Here is a 24,415-nt window from a genome sequence, read left to right on the forward strand (position 1 = left end):
TCCTTCAGGAAGTCGGTGGTGCGCTCTACTTGCGGGGCCCGGCCTCAGCCGAGGTGATCAGGGTGCCGATCCGCTCGCCGCCGAGTGCCCGGACGAGGATGTCGTCGCCCTCGGCCCCGAACACCAGCATCGGCAGGCGGTTCTCCATGCAGAGGCTGAACGCGGCCGCGTCGACCACCTTCAGTCCACGCCGGAGCGACTCCTCGAACGTGATGGTATCGAGCTTCTCGGCGTCCGGGTTGGTCCGCGGGTCCGAGGTGTACACGGCGTCCACGCCGTTCTTGCTCATCAGCACGGCGTCCGCGGCGATCTCCAGCGCGCGCTGGGCCGCCACGGTGTCGGTGGAGAAGAACGGCATGCCGGCGCCGGCGCCGAAGATGACGACCCGGCCCTTCTCCAGGTGCCGGATGGCCCGGCGCGGGATGTAGGGCTCGGCGACCTGGGCCATGTGGATGGCGGTCTGCACGCGGGTGTCGATGCCCTCCTTCTCCAGGAAGTCCTGGAGGGCCAGGCAGTTCATCACGGTGCCGAGCATGCCGATGTAGTCGGCACGGGGGCGGTCCATGCCGCGCTTCTGCAGCTCGGCGCCCCGGAAGAAGTTTCCGCCGCCCATCACGACGGCGACCTGCACGCCCCGCTCGGTGACGGCCTTGGCGATCTGGCGGGCCACCTCGGAGACGACATCCGGATCGACGCCGACCGCTCCGCCGCCGAACATCTCGCCGGAGAGCTTCAGAACCACCCGACGGTAGCGGGTGGAGGCCGTGTCGGTCATGGAATCCTCCGAAGTCAGTCTATTACGCGGCAAAAGGGCCGCAGCGGCGCGTCAACAACACACCACCGCGGCCCCCTCTGGTCTTGCTTAGGCCTGGCCGACCTCGATGCGGGCGAACCGCGTCACGGTGATCCCGGCCTCGGTCAGGATCTGGGCGACCGACTTCTTCGAGTCGGTCACCGAGGCCTGCTCGGTCAGCACGACGTCCTTGAAGAAGCCGTTGACCCGGCCCTCGATGATCTTCGGCAGGGCCGCCTCGGGCTTGCCCTCCTCGCGGGAGGTCTGCTCAGCGATCCGACGCTCGGACTCGACGACCTCGGCCGGAACCTCGTCACGGGTGACGTAGCTCGGACGCATGGCGGCGATCTGCATCGCGATGCCGCGCGCGGCCTCAGTGTTCGCGCCCGTGAACTCGACCATGACGCCGACAGCCGGCGGCAGGTCGGCGCTCTTGCGGTGCATGTACACCGTGGTCTGACCCTCGAACAGCGCGATCCGGTTGAGGACCAGCTTCTCGCCGATCTTCGCCGACTCGTCCTGGATCAGGTCAGCGACCGACTGGCCGTTGATCTCGGTGGCCAGAGCCGCCTCGACCGACGCCGGCTTGACCGCCGCGACGTGCTCGACGAGGGCCTGGGCCAGCTCGATGAACGCGCCGTTCTTCGCGACGAAGTCGGTCTCGCAGTTGAGCTCGAGCAGGGCGTTGCCCGACTGGGCGACGAGGCCGTTGGCCGCCGTGCGCCCAGCGCGCTTGCCGACATCCTTGGCGCCCTTGACGCGCAGGATCTCGACAGCCTTGTCGAAGTCGCCGTCCGACTCCTCGAGCGCCTTCTTACAGTCCATCATGCCGGCAGCGGTGAGGTCGCGGAGCTTCTTGACGTCCGCTGCGCTGAAGTTCGCCATGGTTCTCTCTCTGATTCGAAAGTTGGGCGGATCTGCAGGACTACTCGGCGGCCGGGGTGGCCTCGGCCTCGACTGCCGGGGCAGCCTCGGCGACCGGAGCGGTCTCGACGGCGGCCGGGGCCTCGTCGGTCTTCGGAGCGAGCAGCTCCTGCTCCCACTCGGCCAGCGGCTCGTCGCCGGCGACAACGCCCGGCTCCGGCTTGTCGTCGCCACGGCCCTTGCCGGCGCGGGCGACGAGCCCGGCGGCGACGGCGTCGGCGATCACGCGGGTCAGCAGCGCGGCGGACCGGATCGCGTCGTCGTTACCCGGGATCGGGAAGTCGACCTCGTCCGGGTCGCAGTTGGTGTCGAGGATCGCGATCACCGGGATGTGCAGCTTGCGCGCCTCATCGACGGCGATGTGCTCCTTCTTGGTGTCGACGATCCACACCGCGGCCGGGAGCTTCTGCATGTCCCGCAGACCACCGAGGGTGCGGGTGAGCTTGATCTTCTCGCGCGAGAGGGTCAGGAGCTCCTTCTTGGTCAGGCCGGTCGCGCCCTGACCGGTCTGCTCCATGGCCTCGAGCTCCTTCATGCGCTGGAGCCGCTTGTAGATCGTCTGGAAGTTGGTGAGCATGCCACCAAGCCACCGGTGGTTCACGTACGGCATGCCGACGCGCGCGGCCTGCTCGGCGATGGCCTCCTGGGCCTGCTTCTTCGTGCCGACGAACAGGATCGAACCGCCACCGGCGACAGTCGCCTTGATGTGGTTGTACGCCTTCTCGATGTAGTCGAGGCTCTGGCGCAGGTCGATGATGTAGATGCCGTTGCGCTCGGTCATGATGTAGCGCTTCATCTTCGGGTTCCAGCGCCGGGTCTGGTGCCCGAAGTGCACGCCGCTCTCGAGAAGCTGGCGCATCGTGACGACTGCCACGGTGTCTCCTTCAGTTGTCCCTGGTTGTTGCCGCGACGGGCGGTCGCGGCCCTAGCGCCGGGTCGTCGGCTCGTTGGCGTCCATCTCGGGGATGGGACCAGGGAGAGCCGCCGTCGCACCCGGTGGGGTGCGAAGGGCGCGCGAGGTCGACCGCACGGGGCGGTCGCCGGTTGACAAGTCTACGGTGTGCCGGTTGTCACCCGGCCGCCAGGGCCGCGCCGACCAGCAGCACCAGGCCGATCACCAGGTACGACAGCGGCGGGCGGAGCAGGATCCTGGCCCCGTGCCGCTCGGAGGCGCGGCCGGCGCCGGTCACCATGCCGTACATCCCGGCGGCGAAAACGGGCAGACCCAGCAGGAGCAGGACACCGGCGACGACGCCGGACGCGGGGATCGGCTTGGCCATCAGTGACGAGCCGAGCAGGCCGAGGGTGACGAGCTCCAGCACGCCGACCACGGCGGCGAGGCCGATCGCGATCACGGGGCGGCGGGAGCGGTACACCCCGTCGCCGTCGGCCGAGGGCTCGGACCGGCGGAGCTGGACCTGCTCGGTCGGGTGGCCGGGTCCGGGGCGGGCCGGGTCGGGGACGACGGTCGGGACCCGGGTGGTCGGCGGGTCGTACGCCGGCTGCTCCGTCGGGAAGCCGCCGCTGGTCGGCTGCTCGGGGCGGGGCTGGCCCTTGAGCAGCGGCACCCGCTCGGCCTGGTGCCGCTGGCCGCCGGTGGGGGCCTCGGCGGCGGGCCGCTCGGTCCACGCCGGCTCGGCCGGGCGCTGCTCAGGAGTCCACGCCTGCTCGCCGGCACGCTGCTCGGGGGTCCAGGCCGCCTGCTGCTCCGGGATCCGGGACTCAGCCGCGCGGGGCTGCGGGGTGTCCCAGACCGGCGGGGTGCCCTCGGCCGGCGGGGTCCAGGCCTGCTGCTCGCCGGACCGGTACTGCTCCGGGCGGGGCGTGGCCCAGGCCGGCTCGGCCGGGTGCTGCTGGTCGGCCGTGCGGGGCTCCGGTGGCCTGTAGTCACCGGCGGGGCGCTGGTCGGCGTACGGCGGCTCGGAGTAGCGGGAGTCGCGCTCCTCGCCGTACCACCGTTGGGGGTTGGATTGTTCGGGGTAGCTCACGTGTATCAAAGTTAGGCGAACTCAGGGTGTTACCGCTATCGGCCCAGACGGTGAAAATTAGGCCCGGACGTTTGTCCGCGATCGACCTACTATTCCCCGGTGACTGAAACCCCCACGCTCGCAGCAGCGTTCACACGTGCCGCCGACGGCCGGTTCACGATGGCCGGCTCCCCCCGACTCGCCGCCCTCGCCCGGGCCGTCGCCGCCGACCCGGGGCTCGGCGCGCCGGTGGCCGCGCTCGGCGAGACCCTGCCCGGCCACCCGCCCCTGCTGTTCGCCGCCGTGCAGTGCGTGCTGCGCACCGTGCGGCACCCGCTGGCCGACTACTACCCCACCCTCGGCGGGCACCGCGAGCCCGGCCCGGGCATGGTCGAGGCGTTCGCGGACCTGGTCGCGACGCACGGGGGCCTGCTCGCCGAGCTGTGCGCCGCCCGGCCGGCGTCGCGCACCAACGACCCGGGGATCGCGGCGATCACCCGGCCGGCGCTGGGCCGGGCCGCTGCCGCCGCCGGTGGCCGACCGGTGGCCCTGCTGGAACTCGGCGCGGCGGCGGGCCTGGCCCTGCTGCCCGACCTGTACCGGTACAGCTATCGCGGGGCCGGCTCCGAGGTGGTGGCCGGCGCGGGAGCGGTCACCCTGGAGTGCGAGCTGCGCGGACCCGTCCCCGACCACCTCGACACCGACCTGGACGTCGCGCTGCGGATCGGCCTGGAACGCGACCCCGTCCTGCACGACGATCCCGACGCGGTGCGCTGGCTGCTGTCCGGTGTCTACCCCGAGCGGACCGCCGAGCTCGCCCGGCTCACCGCCGGCCTCGCCGGGCTCGATACCCACCCGGTCGACTGGCGGGTCGGCGACTTCCTCGACGAGCTGCCCAAGGCGCTGGCCGACGTGCCCGCCGACGTCCTGCCCGTCGTGTACGGCTCCAGCGTGCTGTGCTGCCTGGACCGGCGGGCCGAGTTCCCCGGCCTGCTGGCCGCCGCGGGGCGCGACCTGGTGTGGATCTCCAAGGAGCAGCCGGAGAACGCGCTGGCACTGGTCAGCGACGAGCCCAACCCCTTCAGTACCGAACACTGCTCGGTGCTGACCTCGGTGACCTACACCGCCGGAGAGGTCAGCGAGGTCGTGGCCCTCGCCGAGGTCGACCCGTGGGTCCGGTGGCTCGACTGGCGGCCGACCGTCATGCGCCCCCGGTCAGCCGGCTGACCGCCTCGGCGAGCACCTCCGGCCGCTTGCAGAACGCGAACCGGACCAGCCTGCGGCCGGCGTCGACGTCGTCGTAGAACACCTGGGTCGGCACTGCCACCACGCCGCTGCGCTCCGGCAGCGCCCGGCAGAACTCCACCCCGTCGACGCCGCCTAGCCCGGTGATGTCGGCCGTCACGAAGTACGTGCCCTCGGCCCGCCGGACGTCGAACCCGGCCTTGCGGAGCCCGTCGGAGAGCGTGTCACGCTTGGCGCGCAGCTCCTCGCGGAAACCGTGGAAGTAGGCGTCCGGCAGGGCGAGGGCCACGGCGACGGCCGGCTGGAACGGGCCGGCGTTGACGAACGTGAGGAACTGCTTGACCCGCAGCGCCGCCGAGACCAGCCGGGCGGGGCCGCACACCCAGCCGACCTTCCAGCCGGTGCAGGAGAACGTCTTTCCGGCCGAGGAGATCTGCAGCGTGCGGTCCCGCATCCCCGGGAAGCCCGCGAGGGGCAGGTGTTCGCCGTCGAACACCAGGTGCTCGTAGACCTCGTCGCAGACGGCGACGACGTCGTGCTCGACGCACAGCTGCGCGATCAGCGCCAACTCGGCTCGGGTGAAGACCTTCCCCGTCGGGTTGTGCGGGGAGTTCAACAACACCAGACGGGTACGCGGCGTGAAGGCGGCCCGCAGCTCCTCCGGGTCGAACGCGTACCCGCCGTCGGCGTCCGGGCGCAGCGTGACCGGCCGGCGGACGGCGGCGGCGAGCGCGACCGAGGCGGCGTAGGAGTCGTAGTACGGCTCGAAGCAGATCACCTCGTCGCCGGCCTCGCACAGCCCCAGGATCGTCGCGGCGATCGCCTCGGTCGCCCCCGCCGTGACCAGCACCTCCCCGTCGGGGTCGTACTCCAGTCCCCAGAACCGGCGCTGGTGATCGGCGATCGCACTCCGCAGCGCCGGGATCCCCGGCCCCGGCGGGTACTGGTTGTGTCCGCCGAGGATCGCCGCCCGCGCGGCCTCCAGCATCTCGGCAGGGCCGTCCGTGTCGGGGAAGCCCTGGCCCAGGTTGACGGCGCCGGTCCGGGCCGCCAACGCGGACATCTCGGCGAAGATCGTGGTGCCGAACGGGCGCATGCGCTCGACCAGAGGGTCAGTCATGGTGGAAGCCTATGGCGTCGCGGACGGCCATGGCGAGCACACCGACCGGGTCCGGCGGGGCCGCGTCGCGGCGACGCGCCTGAGTTCGATGCCCGCCGGCGGTGTCCGGATCCGCCCCGTCGAGCCGAGAACCGTCGGGCTTGGCGGGTGCCCCGGAATACGTTCCGCGACCCGGCAGGGGGGTGCCGGATCGCGGAACCTGGATGCGCACCGCCGCCGACGGGGGGATTGCCGGCTGCGGGCGCCGCGCCCCGCCCGTGGCCGCCGCCCTCCCGGCACGGCCCCGAGCGGGGACGGTCAGGCCGCCCTGGGCAGGGCGACCGCGGAACGCAGCGGCCCGGTCGCCGCGGACCGCTGCTGCGGCGCGACGGTGGACCGGTGGGTCAGGGCGAGCGCGTCGGCGACGATGGCCACGAAGCGCTCGGCCTCGACCATCAGCCGCTCGGACTCCTGGTGGGTGACCGCGCCGGGCACGCCGGCCTCGGCGATGGCCCGGCGGCGCGCCCCGGCCGCGAACTGGGCCGCCCAGTCGGACAGCTCGGGAGCGACCAGGGTGAGCAGACCCCAGACGCTGGTCGGACGGCCCCGGCCGCCGGGGGCCGGGCGGGCCCTGGCCGCGACGACGGCGGCCGCCGCGCGCAGGGCGGCGAGGTGGGCCGTGGCGTAGCGCTCCTCGTCGGTGGTGGCGGCGGCAGCCTCGGCCAGCCCCCGACGGGCCAGCGCGAACAGCTCCAGCGGGGTGCGCTGCGGGAAGGCGTGTGCCGGGATCGTCAGCATGCGAAATCCTCCAGCCGGTCGGAGCCGAGCCATTTTCGAACCTCTGTTCGAATAGACGTAGAGTAGCGCTCTCCGCACAGTGGACGCAACACCCATTCGTCATCCTCCTGTTTCCGGACAACCCGCCCTTGCCGACAGATCCAGCATCACCCCGGCGCCCGGCCCGCCGCACCCGCCAGAGTGCGCAGGTCCGCCGATGGATCCGGGGCGGCATGTGGAGGTGTCGGACAGATCACTCCGCTCGTCGTACCGGAAAACCGGTCTTTACAGTGGGGGCATGTCCCTGACCGCCACATCGACCCTCGTCGGTGGGTTCGCCCTCGCGATCCTCGTGGTCGCCGGCACGGTCACACTGTGGCGGCGTTGGCCCCGCCGGGCGCGGCTGGTGCTGCGGAGCGGATCGCTGCTGTTGTCCCAGATCATGATCGTGATATGCGTCGGTCTCGTGGTGAACCGGTCGGAACAGCTCTACCCGTCCCTGGAGACGCTGATCGACCCGCCGAAGGCCAAGGAGCCCGTCGCCGAGAGCGTCACGAGCGGCGGCCTCGACGAGTGGCTGCGAGCCCGGTCCCAGCAGGGCGCGAAGTCCGGGCTGGCGTTCCCCTGGCAGCCGGCCGGCGGCGGGCACTGGCCGGTCACCGAGCACCCGTCGATCAGCCTGCCGGCACAGTATTTCCTGCAGCCCAACAGCCGGTTCCCCGTGATCGTGGCGTTCGCGCCGCCCGGGACCCCCGGCTGGGCGGACGCCCGTGCCGCCGGCCGGGCCGGCGACCCGGCGATCGTGGTGTTCGTGCACCCGCACAACAACGACGCCGGTTCCCTCAAACTGCTCGGCACCGACCTGCCGCAGGAGCTGGGCCGCGACCTGCGGACCACCCCGGACCGGTGGTCGGCGGTCGGGATCGGCAAGTACGGCGTCGCGGCGTTGGACCTGGCCCGCCGGCACCCGGAGCGCTACCGGTCGGCGGCCGCCGTCACCCCGCCGGTCCCCGCGGAGCTCACCGCGCCGGCCAAGGCGCTCACGGCGCTCAGCAGCCCGGTGGCCGTGTTCCTCGCCCCGGGCGTCGCGGTGCCCTCCGGGCTGCCGGTGCCGTCGCCGGTGCCGGTTGTGTCCCCGTCCGCGTCCCCTACCGCGAGCGCGCGGCCCACGCCCGGTACCCGGGGAACGACCGATCGTCTCGTGCCGAAGCCCGCCGATCCGTTGACGGCGGCGTTGCGTTGGGCCGCCGCGCAGCTCCCGGCCGCGCTCGACCCGGCGCAGACCGCCGGCCAGGTCAGCACGTCGGCCACCCTGCCGCCCTCCGCGCCGCCGCTGGCCCCGTCGACGCCGGCGGCCACGACCCCGCCGGCCCACGCGCCGACCCGGCCGAACGCCCCGGGGGCCGGACGATGACGCCCACGAGCCTCGACCTGCAGTTCCTCACCATCGGGGTCGCCGTCGCCACGACGGTGTTCGTCGCCTGGGCCTGGCCCAGGGTCCGCTGGGGGCGCTGGCTGATCCGTCCGGTGCTGCTGACGCTGTGCGCGCTGACAGCGTTCTCCGTGGTCGGCGTCGCCGTCAACCGGATCATGTTCCTCGCGCCCACCTGGGGGCACGTGTTCGGCGACCGCAACGCCGCCGCCGTGCCGATCGGGGACGACGACGGCGGAACGGTGCCGACCGCCGCGCCCGGACAGAGCCGGATGGAGCAGTTCACGCCGGCCCTGGGCAAGTCCGGCATCGCGCTGCCCGTGATCGCCTACCTGCCGCCGGGCTACGACCAGTCCGACACCGTCCGGTACCCGGTGATCACGGCGTACGCCGGCTTCCCCGGCACGCCGAACACCTGGGTGTCCGGGACCGGGGCGCAGCGGATGCTCGACGCCGAGATCGCCGCGCACCGGATGGCCCCGACGATCGTCATCTATCCGACGATCCACCCCGACCCCAAGTGGGACAGCGAGTGCGTGAACGCCGAGGGCGGGCCGCAGTTCGAGACCTACCTGACCGAGGACGTGCCGCAGGCCGTGAAGAGCCGTTTCCGGGTACGCGGGGACCGCGCCGCCTGGGGCGTCATCGGCTTCTCCACCGGCGGGTACTGCGCGGTGAACCACGTCCTGCGGCACCCCGGGACGTACGCCGCCGCCGCCAGCCTGTCGGGCTACTTCAAGCCGCTGCCCGGCGGCGAGGGCGGCACGCAGGACCTGTTCAAGGGCAACGAGAAGGCCCGCCAGGAGAACGCCCCGCTGTGGCGGGTCCAGAACCTGCCGGTCCCCGACGTGGACATCTGGTACGGGGCCGCCAACGACGACAAGGTCGCGATGGCCGGGATCAAGGAGTTCGCGCCGCAGGTGCGGGCCCCGATCCGGTTCACGACGGCCTTCATTCCGACCGGCGGACACACCCTCGCCGCGTGGATGGTCCTCATCCCCTCGGCACTCGACTGGCTCTCCGCCCGGCTTGCCGCGCCACAGAGCTTGTCTTAATACGCCAAGATACGTACCTATGCCACTCATCCACTGGGGACCCGACGACCTCCTGCGCCGCCTCGACGACGTCCTGGCCGTGTACGGGGCGGCGATGGCGTACCCGAGGGACCTGATCTTCTCCCGGCGCAGCTTCGTCGCCAGCCACGCCGCGCGGCCCGGCTTCCGCGCCGTGGCCACCCTCGCCGACGACGGCACCCTGCTCGGCTTCGGCTACGGCTACACGTCCAGCCCCGGCCAGTGGTGGCACGAGCAGGTGCGCGCGGCGCTGCCCCGGCCCGTCTACCACAGCTGGATGGACGACTGCTTCGAGCTGGTGGAGCTGCACGTCTCCCCGGAGGCCCAGGGGCACGGCACCGGGCAGGGTCAGCTCACGGCGCTGCTCACCGGGGTGCCGCGCAGTACGGTGCTGCTGTCCACGCCGGAGGTGCCGCGGGAGGCGTCCCGGGCCTGGCGGCTGTACCGGCGGCTGGGGTTCCTCGACGTCCTGCGGCACTTCCACTTCCCCGGCGACGAACGCCCGTTCGCGGTGCTCGGCCGGTCACTGCCGCTCGACCCGCCGGCACCGGGCAAGCGCCGGAGCTGAACCGGGCCGGTGCGGGACGGGGCCTGAACGGCCTCGGGCCGGTATGGGACGGGGACCGATCAGACCCGGCCGGTGCGGGACCGACTGGACCCGGGCCGGGACCGGGACCCGCCGCTGGAGACCGGGGCAGGTGTCGCCGTATCCGTCGAAGGTTGTGGCTTTTTCAGCCGATAGCTCGGCGGACCGCCGTGAACACGTGCGTCAGGCCCAGCACCGCGACCAGCAGCCAGACGGCGGCGACGAACGCCGCAGCGCCCCGGGCGAGGGTGTCGGAGGCCGCCCCGGCCAGGCCACACAGGACGAACCCGAGCACCGCCACGGCGACCCTCGGGCTGCGCTCCCCGAGCACCGAGCCGTCGACCAGCACGGCCCCGGTCTCCGCCGTCCGGGTCCGCAGGTACTCCTGGAACCAGGTCGCCGCCCCGCACGCGACGATCACAGGCCCCGGCGCACCGAGCAGCCACAACGCGCCCAGCCAGGCCGCCTCGGACAGCCGCTCGACCAGGGCCGCGTACACGTAGCCGAGGCGGGTGATCTGCTCGGTGAGCACGGCGACGGCGCGGCTGACCGCGTCGGCGACGACCGCGAGCAGGACGGCGACGGCCCCGCCCAGCGTCCACCAACCGCCGAAGACCGCGAAGACGGGTACGACGACGCTCAGGGCAAGGCTCGCGGCGAGCAGAATGCCAGGGGTCGCGCCGAGCCGGGCGAACGGGCGGGCCAGGCCGTAGGACAACCGGAGCCAGCCACGGAAGGGCTGCGGGGTCGTCCGCGGATCCACCCCGTGCAGCGACGCCCAGCGCGCCGCGTAGCCGTCCCAGCCCAGCGTCGTCAGCTCAACAACCCCCATCGCACCTCGACGGCCGCCGAGATCTCCAGTTCACCGGCCTCCACGGACGGTCCGCCCCCGAAGGCCATGGCGCGCATGGCGTGACCGGGGCCGGGCGACCCGCTCTGGCCACCCTCGGATACCGCCTCGACCACGCCGAGTCGCCGCTCGGCCAGCTCAGCGTAACGCCGGGCCTTGGTTTTCGCGTCCTCAAAGGCCAGGTCACGGGCGCGTGTCTGCGCCTCGGCCGGGTTGTCCACGGCGAAGCTCAGGTCGTGCAGCCGGGCGGCGTCACCGGCCGCGCCGATCGCCGCGCCCACGATGTCGCCTGCGGTGCCGAGGTCGCGCAGACGGGCCGTCAACTGCTGGCTGGCCGTCCAGCCCTGCGGCGTGCCGTTCGGGCCGAAGGCCTGGAACACCCGGGCGCCGGCCGTCTGCCGGTCGCGGTCGGACACCCCCGCGCGCTTGAGCACGTCGTTGATGCTGACCAGCGCGGCCGAGCACCGGTCGAGGGCGGACTGCACCGACGGCGCGGTCACCTCGGCCCCCAGGTTGGCCACCAACACGTCGGGGGTGACCGGAACCCGGCCGACCCCGGTGACCGTGACGCCGTCATGCCGCATGCGCACGAACCCCCGTGATGTTCTGCCACACCTCGCGGGTCGCGGTGGACCGGTTGAAGGTGATGAAGTGGATCCCCGGCGCGCCCTCGCGCAGCAGCTTCTGGCACAGCTCGCCGGCCTGGTCGATCCCGAGTCTACGGACGGCGGCCGGATCCGCGGCCACCTTCTCGAACTCCGCGGCCAGCGCCGGCGGGAACGGCGCGCCGGACAGCTCGGCCGAGCGGGCGATCGTGCCCATCGCGACGACCGGCATGATGCACGGCACGATCGGCGCCTCGCAGCCGGCGGCGGCCACCCGGTCGCGCAGCCGCAGGTAGTCGTCGGCGTCGAAGAACATCTGGGTGATGGCGAAGTCCGCGCCGGCCTTCATCTTGCGGACGAAGAACTTGGTGTCCTCCTCGACGTCGCGCGAGCGCGGGTGCTTGTACGGGAACGCCGCCACCCCCACGCTGAAGTCCCCGGACTCCTTGACGAGGCGGACCAGGTCCTCCGCGTACAGCACGCCCTCGGGGTGCTTGATCCACTCGCCGTTGACGCCGGACTTCGGGTCGCCGCGGACCGCGAGGATGTTGCGGACGCCGGCGCTGGCCAGCCGGCCGACGACGTGCCGCAGCTCGCGCACCGAGTGGTCGACGGCCGTCAGGTGCGCCATCGGCAGCATCGTGGTCTCCGTGGCGAGCCGCTCGGTCACCTCCACGGTCAGGTCGCGGGTCGTGCCGCCGGCGCCGTAGGTCACCGAGACGAACGACGGGCGCAGCTGCTCCAACTCGCGGATCGTCTGCCACAGGACCTGCTCGCCCTCGGCGTTCCTCGGCGGGAAGAACTCGAAGGAGAACGTCGGGTCGGGGTGCCGGATCAGGTCACCGATCGACGCCGGTCGAGCCGGACGGAAGGACGCGTTGTTGACTGCCACGGTCTGAGAGTACTGGTGGGCGCCCGGGGAGCAGAAGAACCACCATCATTCGGGACGGTCGGCGCTCGCCGCCCAGCCGCGCTCCCCCAACCGGCGGCCGAGACACGGCCAGGACTCCCCGCACGCCCGGCACCTGCGGGGTTGGCAGGTGGGCATGGCCGGTTCGTGCTGTCGGATCAGGTGCGCGGCGAGGCGGCGGAGGAGTTCGGCCGTGGGCGCGTTCTCGGGATCTGGCATGGGTCGATCAGATCGGGGGGCGGGGCGGGTGGGAGGGGCCGCAGTGAGGCCTGGCCCACACTTTTCCGGGGCGGGGGCGGGTCAGCCGGCGCGGCGGGTCGCCGCCGTGATCAGGTCGGTCAGCACAGCGTGCGCCCCCGGCTCGACCGGCGCCCCGTCGAGGGCGTCGTGCGCGGCGGCGGTCAGCTCGGAGATCCGGGCCTCCACGGTCGCCAGCGCCCCGGTGGACACGATCACCTCGCGCAGCGCCGCCACGCCCCGGTCGTCGAGGTCCGGGTCGCCGAGCAGGGTCGACACCACCTCGCGCTGGGCCGGGCTGCCGGCGGCCATGGCCGCGGCGACCAGGTACGTCCGCTTGCCCTCGCGCAGGTCGTCCCCCGCCGGCTTGCCCGTGACGGCCGGGTCGCCGAACACGCCCAGCTCGTCGTCGCGGAGCTGGAACGCTTCGCCGAGCGGCAGGCCGTAGGCGGAGTAGCACTTGAGCAGGGCGTCGTCGGCCCCGGCCAGGGCGCCGCCCATCAGGATCGGGCGTTCGATGGTGTATTTAGCGGACTTGTACACCGCGATCTTGCTGGCCCGCTCGACGCTGGTGTCCCGGGTGGCCACGGCGAGCACGTCCAGGTACTGGCCGGCCATCACCTCGGTGCGCATCTCGTCGAACACCGGCCGGGCCCGCGCCACGGCGACGGTGTCGACCCCCGCGCCGTCGAACAGCTCGTCCGACCAGGCCAGGCACAGGTCGCCGAGCAGGATCGCCGCGGCCCGGCCGAACGCCTCGGAGTCGCCGGCCCAGCCCTCGGCGGCGTGCCGGTCGGCGAACCGGCGGTGGATCGCCGGCAGGCCGCGCCGGGTGTCGGAGGCATCCATCACGTCGTCGTGGATCAACGCGCTGGCCTGCACGAGCTCCAGGCTCGACAGGCACGCGACCACCGCGTCGGTGTCCTGGCCGCCCGCGCCGACAAAGCCCCAGTACGCGAAGGCCGGGCGCATCCGCTTGCCCCCGCCGAGCACGAACTCCGTCAGCGCGTCGGCGACCGGCAGCAGGGCGGAGTCGATCGCGGAGAGTCGCTCGCGCTGGGCGGTCAGGAACGACTCCAACGCGGCGGTCACCCGGCGCTGTAAGGGCGCATGATCGTGGTTCACGGCCCAGACGCTAGTCGATCCGGGGGTGCCCGGAGTGTTCGGGTGCGATCATGCCGTGGAGGTCACGTTACGCCGCGTGTCGGATGGGTCCGTCGACCCGGCGGAATCCGGACCATCAGGTCATCCGGGTCCGGTGCGGGCCCGCCGGCGCCGAGCCGCGGCCGACGCCGAGCGCAGCTCGTCCTCCGGCACCCCGAGCAGTGCGGCCAGCCCGCCCCGCCAGAAGGGTCCGGGCAGCCGGCGGGACCGTTCCCACCGCGAGACCTCGTGCCGGGTCAGGGTGGGCCGGCCGGTCAGCGTGTTGAGCTCGCGGGCGAGCCGGTGCTGGCTCCAGCCCCGGGCCCGGCGTCGGCGGTGCAGGAACTCCCCCACGGTTTCGTACATGCGTTCTATATACGGGAGGGGTGCGACGTCCCCGCCAGGCCGCGCAGCCGGAAGCCGTAGAGGACCAGGGACACGCCCCAGACGATCGACCAGATCCCCAGGGTGACGGCGAGCGCGACCAGACCTTGTCCGGGGCGGACCAGCAGCACGATGCCGAGGAGGACGAAGAGGGCCCCGGAGACGTACAGCAGCCACTCGCCGGTCACCTCCTTGCGGATCTGCCAGGCGGCGTACAGGTAGAGCAGGCCGATGATGATGGACCAGACCGCGACGAACACCAGCAGCACGAGCGCGGTGACGCCCGGCCAGGCGAAGGTGCCGATCCCGGCGACGATCCCGGCGACGCCCATCAGGACGAGCAGCCAGCGGTGCTCGCCTCGGCCGGTGACGCCCAGCCAGCCGGCCGTGACCCCGTCGATGAGGGCGTAGACGCCCCAGACCAGCACGAGGGCGAGGACGGTCACGCCCGGCCAGGCGACGGCCATGATGCCGAAGACGACGGCGAGCACGCCGCGCAGGACGACGAGCCACCAGTTCCTTGCGAGGAGTTCCAGCATGTACCGATGATCAAACGGTCGCCGGGCACGTGTCCGGCGATTCCCGAAATCAGCGCAGAACCTGCTGGAAAGTGTCATAATGGTCGGCCGTGTAGTACAGGTCGCCGTCGTCGCCCGTGATCAGCCGGCGCGCGCCGCGGTCGCTCTCGCCGGGCGTCACCACGGTGTACTCGTGGTAGTAGCCGCCAGCCTTCTGCGGCAGCCGCTGGTCGCGGTTCTCGAAGATCACGCCGTCCTGCTTGTACGGGAACGGCCCGCCCTGGTCGATCAGGGTGAGCGTCTTGCGCCCCTCGGCCGGCAGGTCGGCGACCTTGATCGTCTTCAGCCCCGAGCGGGGCGTGGGGGGCGCGGTGGTCGGGCTGGGCCGGGGCTTCGTGCTCGGCGACTTTCCGGTCACCGGTGCGGTCGTGCCGTCGGGGACAGTGGCGGTGACCTGCGCGTTGTCCTTGGCGGGCGCCGTGGGGCCCGATGCCAACCTGCCGATCAGGAGGACGGCGAGGACCGCCACCACCAGGACCGCCGCCGAGGCGAGCAGGCCCTTCTGCTTAGTGTTCACGCTTCTCCAGCCAGATCCACACCGACAGCGTCGTCAGCACGAGGGCGAAACCGAACCCCAGGTCCTCGACCGGGGCGTGCGCGATCCGCCAGCCGGTGATCGCACCGGGATCATATTGGACGATGCCCCGACCGGTGAGAATCCCGTTGGACAGGAGCTGGAAGAACACGATGATCGGGTACGTCGCCCAGAAGACGCGCCCCAGCAGCAGCCTGGTCCGCAGTACCCCCAGGTCGAGCAGGACCGCGCACAGCAGCCCGGTGCCGACGGCGGCCGTGTAGGTCATCTGGCCAGCACTTTCCTGACCGCCTCGTAGCCGAGGACCGCGCACAGCGGCACGACCAGGAAGAACAGGATCTCCTCCAGCGGCAGCCGGCCCGGCAGGGTGACGCCGAGCAGCTGGCCCGGGTCGTAGTGCCAGTGCCCGGCGGCGACGGCCGCGGCGTCCCAGCAGACGAAGACGGCCGCGACCGGCAGGACCGTGAGCGCGAGTCGCCGCCAGCGCCGGAGCACCCCGGTCCGCAGCACCGGCTCGAGCCAGATCGCCGCGGTCAGGCAGCCGGCGAGCACCAGCAGGTAGGACAGATGCCTCAAAAGCCTGCGGCCTGTGCCCGGCGCTTGACCTCGGTGGACCGGTGGCTGAGCGCGGCGGCCGGCGTGCCCTCCAGGTACTCGTCAGGGGTATAGAGCCACCTGAGTGCTTCTTCGTCGTTGTACCCAGCATCACGCAAGAGGTTCAAAACACCCGGGAGGTGCTTGATCGCGAGCGGGGTCGCGAGCAGCTCGCTCGGCACCCGCAGCACCCCGTCGCGGCGCACCGCGAGGATCTGCCCCTCCCGCAGCAACTGCCGCACCTTGAGGATCGGCAGGTCGAGCCGCTCGGACACGTCCGGCAGGGTCAGCCACTCGGCTGGCGAAATTTCCGTAGTCACCCCACAAGACTAGGGCCTCCCCCAACTCCGCCTCTCGGGTTGGCCACTGGAAGGGATATTCGCCATGAACCTCCGTCGGGAAATCCGCGGAGTACTGCGCTCCGTCCGCTACGACCTGTTTCGCCGGGGCGCGCAGCCGGAGCACCCCACGCATCGAGGCATTGTGCTGCTGGGCCTGTCGTTGCTGGTCCTGACGGTGGCCGCCGCGTCGTACCTCACGGTGCTGGGCGTCGCGCACGCCGTCCGGGACGACTCCGCCGGCACCTCGGCGGCCGGCCGGCGGGACGGCGCCGAGATCCAGACCGACTCGGCGCTCGGCGGCCCGGCCGGGGCGGCACCTCGGGTCACGACGAGCCCGCGGCACCTGGTCACCCGTACCCCGGCGGCGCGGGCGACGACCGTCGTGCGGCCCGAGGAGCCGGTGCCGACGCCGGCCCGGACGTCCGCGGCGCCGACCCCGACGCCGGAGGGCAGCCCCACCCCGTCCCCCGCCCACAGCCCCTCGGCGAGCCCCAGCGCGAGCCCGACGCCCACCGCCACGGCGTCCCCCACGCCCACCGGCAGCGCGCACCCGTGAAGTCGACGGGCCGGGTGAGCCGACGGGCGTGCGCCCGGCCCGTACACTCGCGTGCGTGGACACGACTGTCGCCGACCCCCTGATCGGGGCACTGCTGGACGAGCGGTACCGCATTCGCGGCCGGGTCGCCCGGGGCGGCATGGCGACCGTGTACCACGCGGTCGACGAACGCCTCGAGCGCACGATCGCAATCAAGATCATCCATCCGACGCACGCGGGCAAGCGACAGTTCACCGACCGGTTCGAGCGCGAGGCGAAGATGATCGCCCGGCTCACCCACCCCAACATCGTCGCGGTGTACGACGAGGGCAGCCACGACGGCCTGCCCTACCTGGTGATGGAGTACGTGAAGGGCCGCACCCTGCGCGACGTGCTCAACGACAGGGTCCGGCTGGCGGCCGACGAGGCGCTGGGCATCATGGCCTCGGTGCTCGCCGCCCTGGCCGCCGCGCACCGCGCCGGGCTGGTGCACCGTGACGTCAAGCCGGAGAACGTGCTGTTGTCCGACGACGGCCAGGTCAAGGTCGCCGACTTCGGGCTCGCCCGCGCCGTCGAGGCCAGCGGCGAGGAGAACACCGCGAGCGGCCAACTGCTCGCCACCGTCGCCTACGTGGCCCCGGAGCTGGTCTCCGAGGGGTACGCGGACCCGCGCGCCGACGTATACTCCGCCGGCATCATGCTCTACGAACTCCTCACCGGCCACGTCCCCTACGAGGGCGCGCAGGCCGTCGACGTCGCCTGGCAGCACGTGGAGCGCGACGTGCCGGCCCCGTCGCGGACCGTGCCGGAGATCTCCGCCGGCCTCGACGAGCTCGTCGCCCGGGCCACCCGCCGCGACCCCGGCGCGCGGCCCACCGACGCCGGGGCGCTGCTCGCCGAGCTCAGCGCGGCCCGCGAGGACCTCGGGGCCCCGCGCCCGGCGGTCGCCCGGCACCACCCGGTCCCGCCGCCGACCGCGCCCCCGCTGGCGAATACGGCCTTCACGGCGCTGATCCCGATGGCCCGGCGGGTGGCGCGCCGGCCACCGTTCGCGGTCATCGCGGCCGTGGTCGTGATCGGGCTGCTTGTGGCTCTGGGCGGCTGGTGGTTCGGCGCCGGCCGTTACACCGAGACCCCGGCGCTGATCAACCTGGTGCAGGCCGACGCGCAGGCCCGGGCGGCGAAGGCCGGGTTCTCCCTGAAGGCCGTGGAGGGCTTCAGCGAGACCGCGCCGGTCGGCACCGTCGTCGCCCAGCGGCCGAAGGCCACGGAGTCGATCCTGCGGGGCGGCACGATCGTGGTCACGGTCTCCAAGGGGCCCGAGCGTCACACCGTCCCGGCCGACATCATCGGCATGGACGCCGACGAGGCGATGAAGGCGCTGGCGGGGCAGACGTTCAAGGTGACCCGGAGCCAGGGGTACAGCGCCACGGTCGCGGCCGGGAAGGTCACGGCCGTCGATCCGCCGGCCGGCGCCGTGCTGCCCGCCGGCGCGTCCGTCGGTGTCGTGGTCAGCAAGGGTCCGCCGCCGATCACGGTGCCCAGCGTGGTGGGCAAGAAGGTCGAGGACGCCAAGCGCGAGCTGGAGAAGCTCGGGCTGGTCGTGCGGACCACTGTCGTGAACAACGACCAGGTGGCCAAGGACAAGGTGGTCGGCCAGGACCCGGTCAGCGGCACGGGCGTGGAGGCCAACGCGACGGTGACCCTGAGCGTGAGCGCCGGGCCGCCGGTGGTGGCGGTGCCCGACGTGGGCGGGATGACGTTCGACGAGGCGAAGAAGACGCTGGAGTCGGTGGGGTTGGTCGCGGTCAAGGCGTTCAACTGGCCGGGTGGGCGCAACACGGTCTACACCCAGTCGCCGGGTGCCAATCAGCAGGTGATGAAGGGGTCGACGGTCTCACTCTGGCTCTACTGACCCGGGAGGGCCACCGAGGAGGGCGGCCTTCCCGGGCTTTGATGCTCGGCGGTCAGCAGCCGCAGGTGTAGTAGAGGATGTCCCAGTGGGTGCCCTCGTCGGTGTACAGGTTCCCCGACGGCGCCTTCCACTGGTCGCCCCAGCCGGGGATCACGCCGACGTGCGAGTAGTGCCCCTTGATGTAGTTGGTCACGCAGGTCGTCTTGCTGACGTCGACCTTGTAGCCGTTCCAGTGGCTGTAGGTGCCGGAGGAGTGGCCGGTCTCGGTGCCGCCGGTGATGTTGATGGCGCAGCCGCTGATCCGCTTGAACGTGATGATCCCGCTGACGGTGGACTGGTTGATCTGCTCGTACGAGGTGCAGGTGGAGTTGTTGCGGTCGGTGCAGCCCCCGCTGGAGGAGTGCGTGATGCCGGCGGCCGACAGCTGGCTGGCGGCCTGGGCCTGGGTGAGTTTGGTGGCGGCGAAGGCCGGGCTGGCGAACCCGACGGTGGCGGCGACCGCGACGGCGACAATCGTCAGTGCTCTATGTATCCGCATGCGCCCGACCGTAGGGCCGGGCGGGTAAAGGCCGAATGGGGCGAAGGGTAAACATCTGAACAGGACGCGGTAATACATCGAGGGACGAATGCGGCCAGCCGAACGGATGATGCCCTCTGACCTGCGCGAACCCTTGACGAGACTCCACCCTTAGGGCATCCTTGCTTAGGCCAGGCTAAGCGAAGGGGTGATTCCGTGTTCGTCTGCATCTGCGCGCGGGTGCGCGAGTGCGAGGTCCGCGACGCGATCCGCTTCGGTGCCCGCTGCGAGGAGAGCGTCGGGGACGCGTGCGGCGCGGGTACCGGCTGCGGCTCCTGCCTCGACCGGATCGCGGACCTGATCAGCGAGGAACAGCCAGCTTTGGCTACCCTTAGCGCGTAATTGCCTACCCTTAGCGACGGAGTCGGACACCGGGGGCCTTATCCTGCTGATCATGCAGGGAGATCCCACAGTCATCGAGTTCCTCAACGAGCAGCTCACCGCCGAACTGACGGCCATCAACCAGTACTTCCTCCACTCGAAGATGCAGGAGAACTGGGGCTACACCAAGCTGGCCGCGTTCACCCGGCACGAGTCCATCGACGAGATGAAGCACGCCGACAAGATCACGGACCGGATCCTGTTCCTCGACGGGCTGCCGAACTACCAGCGGCTGTTCCCGCTGCGGATCGGCGAGAGCGTCCCGGAGATGTTCCAGTGCGACATGCTCGTCGAGCAGGAGGCCATCACCCGGCTCCGCAAGGGCATCGAGTACATGCGCAAGGTCGGTGACGTCACGTCCGCGACCCTGTTCGAGGCGATCCTCGCCGACGAGGAGCACCACATCGACTACCTGGAGACCCAGCTCGCGCTGATCGAGTCGCTGGGGCTGCCGCTGTATCTGCAGAACGTGACCGAGCACCCGGAGGCGTAACCGGGTCCGTGCGTGGGCGACGACCGGTTGGTCGTCGCCCACGACGCGTTTCCGGGTACCGCGCGGGGCCGGCCAGCAGCGCCGGGCTCAGGAGCCGCCGTACAGCCGGGCGATCACGTCCTCGATCTCCGGCTCCACCACCGACAGGTCGCGCAACGCCACCACCGCCGCCAGCCGGCCCACCACCTCGCCGACCGTCGCCCCGTCCACCTCGAGCCGGACCCGGGCCCCGTCGACCTCCACCACCCGCGCCCCCGGGATCTCCAACCCCGCCGGCCAGGGCGACTCCAGATCGGCGACGATGCCGCGCCGGGAGTCGTACCGGGCGTGCAGCGCCTCCAGGGATCCGTCGTGCACCACCCGGCCGTGGTCGATCACGACGAGGCGTTCGCAGAGTTTCTCGATGTCGGCCAGGTCGTGGGTGGTGAGCACGATCGTGGTGTCGCCGGTCGCGCCCAGCTCCGCCAGGAAGCCGCGGACGGCCTGCTTGCTCATCACGTCCAGCCCGATGGTCGGCTCGTCGAGGAACAGCACCTCGGGGCCGTGCAGCAGGGCCGCGGTGATCTCCCCGCGCATCCGCTGGCCGAGGGACAGCTGGCGGACCGGGGTGTCGAGGAACTCGTCGAGGTCGAGCAGCACCCGGCAGTTCTTCAGCCGGGCGGCGTGTTCGGCCGGTGGCACGCGGTACACGTGGCGGAGCAGGTCGAAGGAGTCGCGCAGCGGCAGGTCCCACCACAGCTGGGACCGCTGGCCGAACACCGAGCCGATCCGCCGGGCCAGGGTGGTGCGCTGCGGGACCGGGTTCAGGCCGCAGACGCTGACCTGGCCGGCCGAGGGGGTCATGATGCCGGTGAGGATCTTCAGGGTGGTGGACTTGCCGGCCCCGTTCGGGCCGATGTAGCCGAGCAGTTCGCCCCGGTCGATGGCCAGGTCGACGCCGTCAACGGCGGGCACGGTGACCGCCTCACGGCGGAACCGGCCGACCTTCTTGCGAACCGTGAAGTCCTTCCGCAGTCCTCGGGTCTCAATGATCATGATCCGGTACTCCCGTAGTGACGGAGCCCGGCCCGCCAGACCGTCCGGGCGAGCAGGAAGGCGAGCAGCGCGACGGCGGGCGAGGCCCACCGCAGCGGGTCCGGTACGCCGAGCGGGTCCGAGCGGCCCAGCAGCGCGAGCGCCGGCAGGTACGCGACTGTGGCGAAGCCCAGCCCGTAGGCGAACACGCCCCGGAACCAGCCGCCGAACATGCTGGTCGGGTAGTTGGTGAAGTCCCTGCCACCGTACGTGAACGCGCTGCCCACGTCGCCGGAGTCCACCCACCAGAAGGCCAGCGCCGCGAAGACGACGAACACCGACCCGAAGAAGACGGCCCCGGCGATCGGCGCGACGACGGCCAGCACCACAGCGCCCGGGGTCCAGACCACCGGGGCCACGGTCAGCGCGACCCCGTAGAAGACCAGGGCCTGGACGATCCGGCCGAGGCGGCGGCTGGCGAAGTCGAGCACCAGGAGCTGGAGCAGGGCGGACATCGGGCGGAGCAGGACGGTGTCGAGGAGGCCGGTGCGGACGTACACCTTGAGGCGTTCGATCTCGCCGACGAGGCCGTCGGCCAGGCTGAACGCGACCACGGACAGGGCCGTGATCAGGATGACCTCCGTCCAGGCGAAGCCGCCGAGGGACCGGGTGACCCGGAACAGCATGAAGATCGCCCCGATGTCCACGGCCGCCAGGATCGTGGCGGTGACCAGGTCGAGGGCGAAGGAGGCGCGGTACTGGGCCTGGCCGCGCACCGTGGCCGCCAGTACCCGCAGATAGGGGTTGTCAGCCACCCTGCACCACCAGCCTGCGCAGCGCCCGGGCCTGCACCAGCCTGCACACCCCGAACAGCACCACCAGCCAGCCGGCCTGCATCCCGAGCACCTCCCAGGACCGCTTCTCCACGATCACGTCCAGCGGCCCCTGGAACAGCAGCGGGAACGGCGTGAGGTGCAGGAACGCCGCCACGCCGTCCGGCCAGAGTTCGACGGGGAACTGCAGCCCGCCGAACAGCCCCGACATCAGCACCCAGGCCGTCCACACGCCCCGGATGTCCAGGAGCCAGAAACACACGAGCGCGATGAGGTACCGCAGGCAGAAGCACAGTGCCGTCGACAGCACCAGCGCCACCGCGAACAACGCGTAGGTCCACGGATGACGCGGCAGGTACAGGGTGAAGAACGTCGCGCCGACCGCGATCGGGAACGCGAACCGGATCAGCATCGAGTAAAGGAATCGTCCGGACTCCGTGGCCGCCGCGCCCAGCATCAGGTCCACCGGCCGGACCAGGTCGGAGACCACGTTGCCGGTCCGTATCTGCTGCACCAGGTCCGGCTGGCCCCACACGTTGATGACGCCGATGATGCCCTGCGAGACCCACATGTACGTCGCGAGCTGCGACCGGTCGTAGCCCAGCACGGTCCCCCCGACCCCGGCCGCGACTGTGAGGAACACGTAACACTTGAGGAACCCGAAGACCGAGTTGGTGAACGCCATGGCGAACGTGGCCTGCGTATAGGTAGAAAATCGTCTATAACCTGCCCCTGCGAGGGCCAGAAAGGCTCGTAACGAACCGGCCGGAATACTGGCGGCGGGTGCGGTCACGCTTTACCCTCCTATCGACACACAAGCGGCCGAGCCTACGCCGCGCGGTGTCTCCCCGTCAGGCTAATTTTCGCAGGGTGCGTGCGGCATGAGTGACGCGAGTGTGGCCGGTGGCTGGTTCGCCACCCGTCCCTCGCTGCCCGAACCGGTCCGGGTGGAAGACGAAGTTTCGCCCGGTCCGGTGGAAGCGGTGCGAATCGCACCCGTCTCCGCGCCGCCGGCTCCGGCTTCCGTGCCCGTCCCGGCCCCGACTCCCGCACCCGTCCCGGCACCGGTTTCTCCGCCTGTCCCGGCTTCCGCACCCGTCTCCGTCGCGCCACCGGTTGCGGCCGCCCCACCGGTCGATGCCGTGGCACCCGTGGCTCCGCCCGCAGCTCAGGGCCGTGCAGTGGTCTCCGTGACACCTCCGGCGACCCTGCCCACCGCGGCCCCGGCACCCCGGGTCGAGCCGACGCCTCGCGCCCTGCCATCCCATAGCCCTGCCCCCGTCCCCGCGGCGACTCCCGCGGTCCAGGCCGCCGCTCCGGAGCCAACTCCGGCCGTCGAGGCCGTCGCGCGGCCGGTCGAGGTGCCCGCTCGGCCCCCTGTCGAGGTCGCCCCGGCGCCGGCCGTCACCGAGGTGCCCGAGGTGCCCGCGTATGTCCCGACCGACGACGCCGTCCCCTGCGACGGCGATCCCGAGCGGGCCCTCGCCGAGGCGCGCTTCCCGCTCGACCCGGTGACCCTGCGCGAGACGGTGTCCGATCCGGGCCAGCTGCGCTCGATTCGGGCGGCGCTCACCAGTCGGATTTCCGACACTTCCGATCCGGGTACCCGCGCGCGGCTCCTCGGCCTGCGCGCCGTGACCCACCGGCTGCTCGGTGAGTACGACCCGGCGCTCAGCGACGCCCGGCTCGCCGTCGAGCACGCGGAGTCCACCGACCAGCTCCGCCGGATCTCGCTGTCGCGGGCCCGGCTCGCCCGGGTGCACCAGTGGCGCGGCGAGCACCGGGCGGCCGACGAGCTGTACTTCCAGGCGAACTCCACGGAGCTGCCCGGCCCGCTGCGCGCGAGCCTGTTCACGCACGCGTCGCGGTCGGCGTACGACCAGGGCCGGCTGATCGAGGCCGCCACCTACCTCGAGCGCGCCTTGGAACTGCGCCGGCTCACCTACGACGCCGAGCTGATCGGCGAGGTCGAGCTGGTCCTCGACGCGATCGCCGAGCGCGCGACGGCCGTCGGGTTCGGGCCGATGCCCCGGCAGCGGATCTCCCCCGAGCAGCGGGTGCCGGACGGCGACTACGCCGACGCGCAGCCGTATCGCGACGGGCTGGCCTGGGTGCGCCGGGCCGAGGACGACGACTGGATGGCCGTGGACCCGGACGGCCGGGTGGTGATCTCCGCCGGGTACGACGACGTGCGCCCGTTCCGGTACGGCGTCGCGGCCGTGCGCCGGGCCAGCGGCTGGGGCGCCGTGGACACCCGGGGCAAGGTGATGCTGTCGTTCTCCTACGACCAGTTCTGCACGGCCCTGGCCGACGGGCGCTATGTCGAGGGGTTCACCGAGGAGGGCCTCGCCGTCGTGGAGCGGGGCGGGCGCAAGGGCGTGGTGGACCGGACCGGCCGGGTGCTGATCCAGCCCGCGTACCGGGGGCTGGTGATCCACCCGGTGGCGTACCTGATCGTGTCCGCCGAGCACCGGTGGGGCGCGCTGGACCGGCGCGGGGACGAGATCATCGAGCCGGTGTTCGCGTCCCGCGCAGAGGTGATCGAGCACGTGGAACGCATGATGTCCACGGCCCGCCCGGTGCTCTAGCGGCCA

At 72.0% G+C, this 24,415-nt stretch carries 30 protein-coding genes; 9 read left to right on the forward strand and 21 right to left on the reverse strand.

Going from position 1 to position 24,415, the window contains the following annotated elements; all coding sequences use genetic code 11:
• Positions 1 to 25: 25 nt before the first annotated feature.
• The 4 genes from pyrH to IW245_RS21560 all read right to left on the reverse strand — a co-directional run bounded on the left by pyrH (position 26) and on the right by IW245_RS21560 (position 3,705).
• A complete protein-coding gene (gene pyrH, locus IW245_RS21545; protein ID WP_197004976.1) occupies positions 26 to 775 on the reverse strand; it encodes a UMP kinase in 750 nt (249 codons plus the stop codon).
• 87 nt (positions 776 to 862) lie between these two features.
• Complete coding sequence (gene tsf / locus IW245_RS21550; RefSeq protein WP_197004977.1) at positions 863 to 1,678, reverse strand: translation elongation factor Ts; 816 nt, start codon at positions 1,676 to 1,678, stop codon at positions 863 to 865.
• 40 nt (positions 1,679 to 1,718) lie between these two features.
• Positions 1,719 to 2,591, reverse strand: coding sequence for a 30S ribosomal protein S2 (gene rpsB / locus IW245_RS21555; RefSeq protein WP_197004978.1), 873 nt, complete (start codon positions 2,589 to 2,591; stop codon positions 1,719 to 1,721).
• A gap of 196 nt (positions 2,592 to 2,787) precedes the next feature.
• Positions 2,788 to 3,705, reverse strand: coding sequence for a hypothetical protein (locus tag IW245_RS21560; RefSeq protein ID WP_197004979.1), 918 nt, complete (start codon positions 3,703 to 3,705; stop codon positions 2,788 to 2,790).
• Between the two features lie 99 nt (positions 3,706 to 3,804).
• Between IW245_RS21560 and IW245_RS21565 the strand changes: the two genes are divergently transcribed.
• Positions 3,805 to 4,911, forward strand: coding sequence for a DUF2332 family protein (locus tag IW245_RS21565; protein ID WP_197004980.1), 1,107 nt, complete (start codon positions 3,805 to 3,807; stop codon positions 4,909 to 4,911).
• Here the strand turns inward: IW245_RS21565 and IW245_RS21570 are convergent.
• Positions 4,886 to 6,049 (reverse strand): pyridoxal phosphate-dependent aminotransferase, encoded by a 1,164-nt coding sequence (locus IW245_RS21570; protein WP_197004981.1) that lies wholly within the window; start codon positions 6,047 to 6,049, stop codon positions 4,886 to 4,888. The genes IW245_RS21565 and IW245_RS21570 overlap by 26 nt on opposite strands.
• A 297-nt stretch (positions 6,050 to 6,346) precedes the next feature.
• Entirely contained in the window at positions 6,347 to 6,826 is a 480-nt protein-coding gene (locus IW245_RS21575; protein ID WP_197004982.1) for an SAV_6107 family HEPN domain-containing protein, read from the reverse strand.
• A gap of 277 nt (positions 6,827 to 7,103) precedes the next feature.
• Here IW245_RS21575 and IW245_RS21580 point away from each other — a divergent pair, with 277 nt between their 5' ends.
• From IW245_RS21580 to IW245_RS21590, 3 genes are read left to right on the forward strand one after another with little or no spacing between them, the layout of a single operon-like run.
• On the forward strand, positions 7,104 to 8,219 hold the full coding sequence (locus tag IW245_RS21580; protein WP_197004983.1) for an alpha/beta hydrolase: 1,116 nt from the start codon (positions 7,104 to 7,106) through the stop codon (positions 8,217 to 8,219).
• The gene (locus IW245_RS21585) at positions 8,216 to 9,292 is read left to right on the forward strand and encodes an alpha/beta hydrolase (protein ID WP_197004984.1); all 1,077 of its coding nucleotides are present in this window, start codon (positions 8,216 to 8,218) and stop codon (positions 9,290 to 9,292) included. Before IW245_RS21580 ends, IW245_RS21585 begins: the two co-directional genes overlap by 4 nt.
• A 19-nt stretch (positions 9,293 to 9,311) precedes the next feature.
• The gene (locus IW245_RS21590) at positions 9,312 to 9,878 is read left to right on the forward strand and encodes a GNAT family N-acetyltransferase (RefSeq protein ID WP_197004985.1); all 567 of its coding nucleotides are present in this window, start codon (positions 9,312 to 9,314) and stop codon (positions 9,876 to 9,878) included.
• A gap of 163 nt (positions 9,879 to 10,041) precedes the next feature.
• Here the strand turns inward: IW245_RS21590 and IW245_RS21595 are convergent, their stop codons facing one another.
• The 11 genes from IW245_RS21595 to IW245_RS21645 form a co-directional block, all read right to left on the reverse strand.
• Complete coding sequence (locus IW245_RS21595) at positions 10,042 to 10,728, reverse strand: CDP-alcohol phosphatidyltransferase family protein (protein ID WP_197004986.1); 687 nt, start codon at positions 10,726 to 10,728, stop codon at positions 10,042 to 10,044.
• A complete protein-coding gene (locus tag IW245_RS21600) occupies positions 10,710 to 11,330 on the reverse strand; it encodes an SIMPL domain-containing protein (RefSeq protein ID WP_197004987.1) in 621 nt (206 codons plus the stop codon). Before IW245_RS21600 ends, IW245_RS21595 begins: the two co-directional genes overlap by 19 nt.
• Positions 11,320 to 12,243: a methylenetetrahydrofolate reductase [NAD(P)H] gene (gene metF / locus IW245_RS21605; protein ID WP_197004988.1), complete on the reverse strand. Its 924-nt coding sequence runs from the start codon at positions 12,241 to 12,243 to the stop codon at positions 11,320 to 11,322. The genes IW245_RS21600 and metF overlap by 11 nt, the downstream gene beginning before the upstream one ends.
• A gap of 45 nt (positions 12,244 to 12,288) precedes the next feature.
• Positions 12,289 to 12,480: a hypothetical protein gene (locus IW245_RS21610; protein WP_197004989.1), complete on the reverse strand. Its 192-nt coding sequence runs from the start codon at positions 12,478 to 12,480 to the stop codon at positions 12,289 to 12,291.
• An 81-nt stretch (positions 12,481 to 12,561) separates the two neighbouring features.
• Positions 12,562 to 13,623 carry a polyprenyl synthetase family protein gene (locus IW245_RS21615; RefSeq protein WP_197004990.1) on the reverse strand — a complete coding sequence of 354 codons (1,062 nt, stop codon included), beginning with the start codon at positions 13,621 to 13,623 and terminating at the stop codon, positions 12,562 to 12,564.
• 120 nt (positions 13,624 to 13,743) lie between these two features.
• Positions 13,744 to 14,007, reverse strand: a complete 264-nt coding sequence (locus IW245_RS21620; protein ID WP_197004991.1) for a helix-turn-helix transcriptional regulator — start codon at positions 14,005 to 14,007, stop codon at positions 13,744 to 13,746.
• 5 nt (positions 14,008 to 14,012) lie between these two features.
• Positions 14,013 to 14,564 carry an HdeD family acid-resistance protein gene (locus IW245_RS21625; RefSeq protein WP_197004992.1) on the reverse strand — a complete coding sequence of 184 codons (552 nt, stop codon included), beginning with the start codon at positions 14,562 to 14,564 and terminating at the stop codon, positions 14,013 to 14,015.
• A gap of 49 nt (positions 14,565 to 14,613) precedes the next feature.
• Positions 14,614 to 15,120 (reverse strand): guanyl-specific ribonuclease, encoded by a 507-nt coding sequence (locus IW245_RS21630; protein WP_197004993.1) that lies wholly within the window; start codon positions 15,118 to 15,120, stop codon positions 14,614 to 14,616.
• Positions 15,110 to 15,406 carry a lycopene cyclase domain-containing protein gene (locus tag IW245_RS21635; RefSeq protein ID WP_197004994.1) on the reverse strand — a complete coding sequence of 99 codons (297 nt, stop codon included), beginning with the start codon at positions 15,404 to 15,406 and terminating at the stop codon, positions 15,110 to 15,112. The genes IW245_RS21630 and IW245_RS21635 overlap by 11 nt, the downstream gene beginning before the upstream one ends.
• On the reverse strand, positions 15,403 to 15,714 hold the full coding sequence (locus IW245_RS21640; RefSeq protein ID WP_197004995.1) for a lycopene cyclase domain-containing protein: 312 nt from the start codon (positions 15,712 to 15,714) through the stop codon (positions 15,403 to 15,405). The genes IW245_RS21635 and IW245_RS21640 overlap by 4 nt, the downstream gene beginning before the upstream one ends.
• The gene (locus tag IW245_RS21645; protein WP_197004996.1) at positions 15,711 to 16,052 is read right to left on the reverse strand and encodes an Rv2175c family DNA-binding protein; all 342 of its coding nucleotides are present in this window, start codon (positions 16,050 to 16,052) and stop codon (positions 15,711 to 15,713) included. The genes IW245_RS21640 and IW245_RS21645 overlap by 4 nt, the downstream gene beginning before the upstream one ends.
• 64 nt (positions 16,053 to 16,116) lie before the next feature.
• Here IW245_RS21645 and IW245_RS21650 point away from each other — a divergent pair, with 64 nt between their 5' ends.
• The gene (locus tag IW245_RS21650; RefSeq protein ID WP_197004997.1) at positions 16,117 to 16,629 is read left to right on the forward strand and encodes a hypothetical protein; all 513 of its coding nucleotides are present in this window, start codon (positions 16,117 to 16,119) and stop codon (positions 16,627 to 16,629) included.
• A 55-nt stretch (positions 16,630 to 16,684) separates the two neighbouring features.
• On the forward strand, positions 16,685 to 18,523 hold the full coding sequence (pknB, locus tag IW245_RS21655; protein WP_197004998.1) for a Stk1 family PASTA domain-containing Ser/Thr kinase: 1,839 nt from the start codon (positions 16,685 to 16,687) through the stop codon (positions 18,521 to 18,523).
• A gap of 52 nt (positions 18,524 to 18,575) precedes the next feature.
• Here the strand turns inward: pknB and IW245_RS21660 are convergent, their stop codons facing one another.
• Positions 18,576 to 19,061, reverse strand: a complete 486-nt coding sequence (locus tag IW245_RS21660; RefSeq protein WP_197004999.1) for a hypothetical protein — start codon at positions 19,059 to 19,061, stop codon at positions 18,576 to 18,578.
• A gap of 195 nt (positions 19,062 to 19,256) precedes the next feature.
• Here IW245_RS21660 and IW245_RS40880 point away from each other — a divergent pair, with 195 nt between their 5' ends.
• Positions 19,257 to 19,442: a (2Fe-2S)-binding protein gene (locus IW245_RS40880; RefSeq protein WP_197005000.1), complete on the forward strand. Its 186-nt coding sequence runs from the start codon at positions 19,257 to 19,259 to the stop codon at positions 19,440 to 19,442.
• Positions 19,443 to 19,494: 52 nt separating this feature from the next.
• Positions 19,495 to 19,974 carry a bacterioferritin gene (gene bfr / locus IW245_RS21670; RefSeq protein ID WP_197005001.1) on the forward strand — a complete coding sequence of 160 codons (480 nt, stop codon included), beginning with the start codon at positions 19,495 to 19,497 and terminating at the stop codon, positions 19,972 to 19,974.
• Positions 19,975 to 20,061: 87 nt separating this feature from the next.
• Here bfr and IW245_RS21675 read toward each other — a convergent pair whose 3' ends face one another.
• The 3 genes from IW245_RS21675 to IW245_RS21685 are packed head-to-tail and all read right to left on the reverse strand — an operon-like array spanning position 20,062 to position 22,506.
• On the reverse strand, positions 20,062 to 21,009 hold the full coding sequence (locus IW245_RS21675; protein ID WP_231398889.1) for an ABC transporter ATP-binding protein: 948 nt from the start codon (positions 21,007 to 21,009) through the stop codon (positions 20,062 to 20,064).
• Positions 21,006 to 21,803 carry an ABC transporter permease gene (locus IW245_RS21680; protein WP_197005002.1) on the reverse strand — a complete coding sequence of 266 codons (798 nt, stop codon included), beginning with the start codon at positions 21,801 to 21,803 and terminating at the stop codon, positions 21,006 to 21,008. Before IW245_RS21680 ends, IW245_RS21675 begins: the two co-directional genes overlap by 4 nt.
• Positions 21,796 to 22,506: an ABC transporter permease gene (locus IW245_RS21685; RefSeq protein WP_197005003.1), complete on the reverse strand. Its 711-nt coding sequence runs from the start codon at positions 22,504 to 22,506 to the stop codon at positions 21,796 to 21,798. The genes IW245_RS21680 and IW245_RS21685 overlap by 8 nt, the downstream gene beginning before the upstream one ends.
• Before the next feature lie 505 nt (positions 22,507 to 23,011).
• On the opposite strand from IW245_RS21685, the gene IW245_RS42310 reads away from it, so the two are divergent.
• Positions 23,012 to 24,409 (forward strand): WG repeat-containing protein, encoded by a 1,398-nt coding sequence (locus IW245_RS42310; protein ID WP_197005004.1) that lies wholly within the window; start codon positions 23,012 to 23,014, stop codon positions 24,407 to 24,409.
• Positions 24,410 to 24,415: the final 6 nt, after the last annotated feature.

Source organism: Longispora fulva (assembly GCF_015751905.1).
Taxonomy (GTDB): Bacteria; Actinomycetota; Actinomycetes; order Mycobacteriales; family Micromonosporaceae; genus Longispora; species Longispora fulva.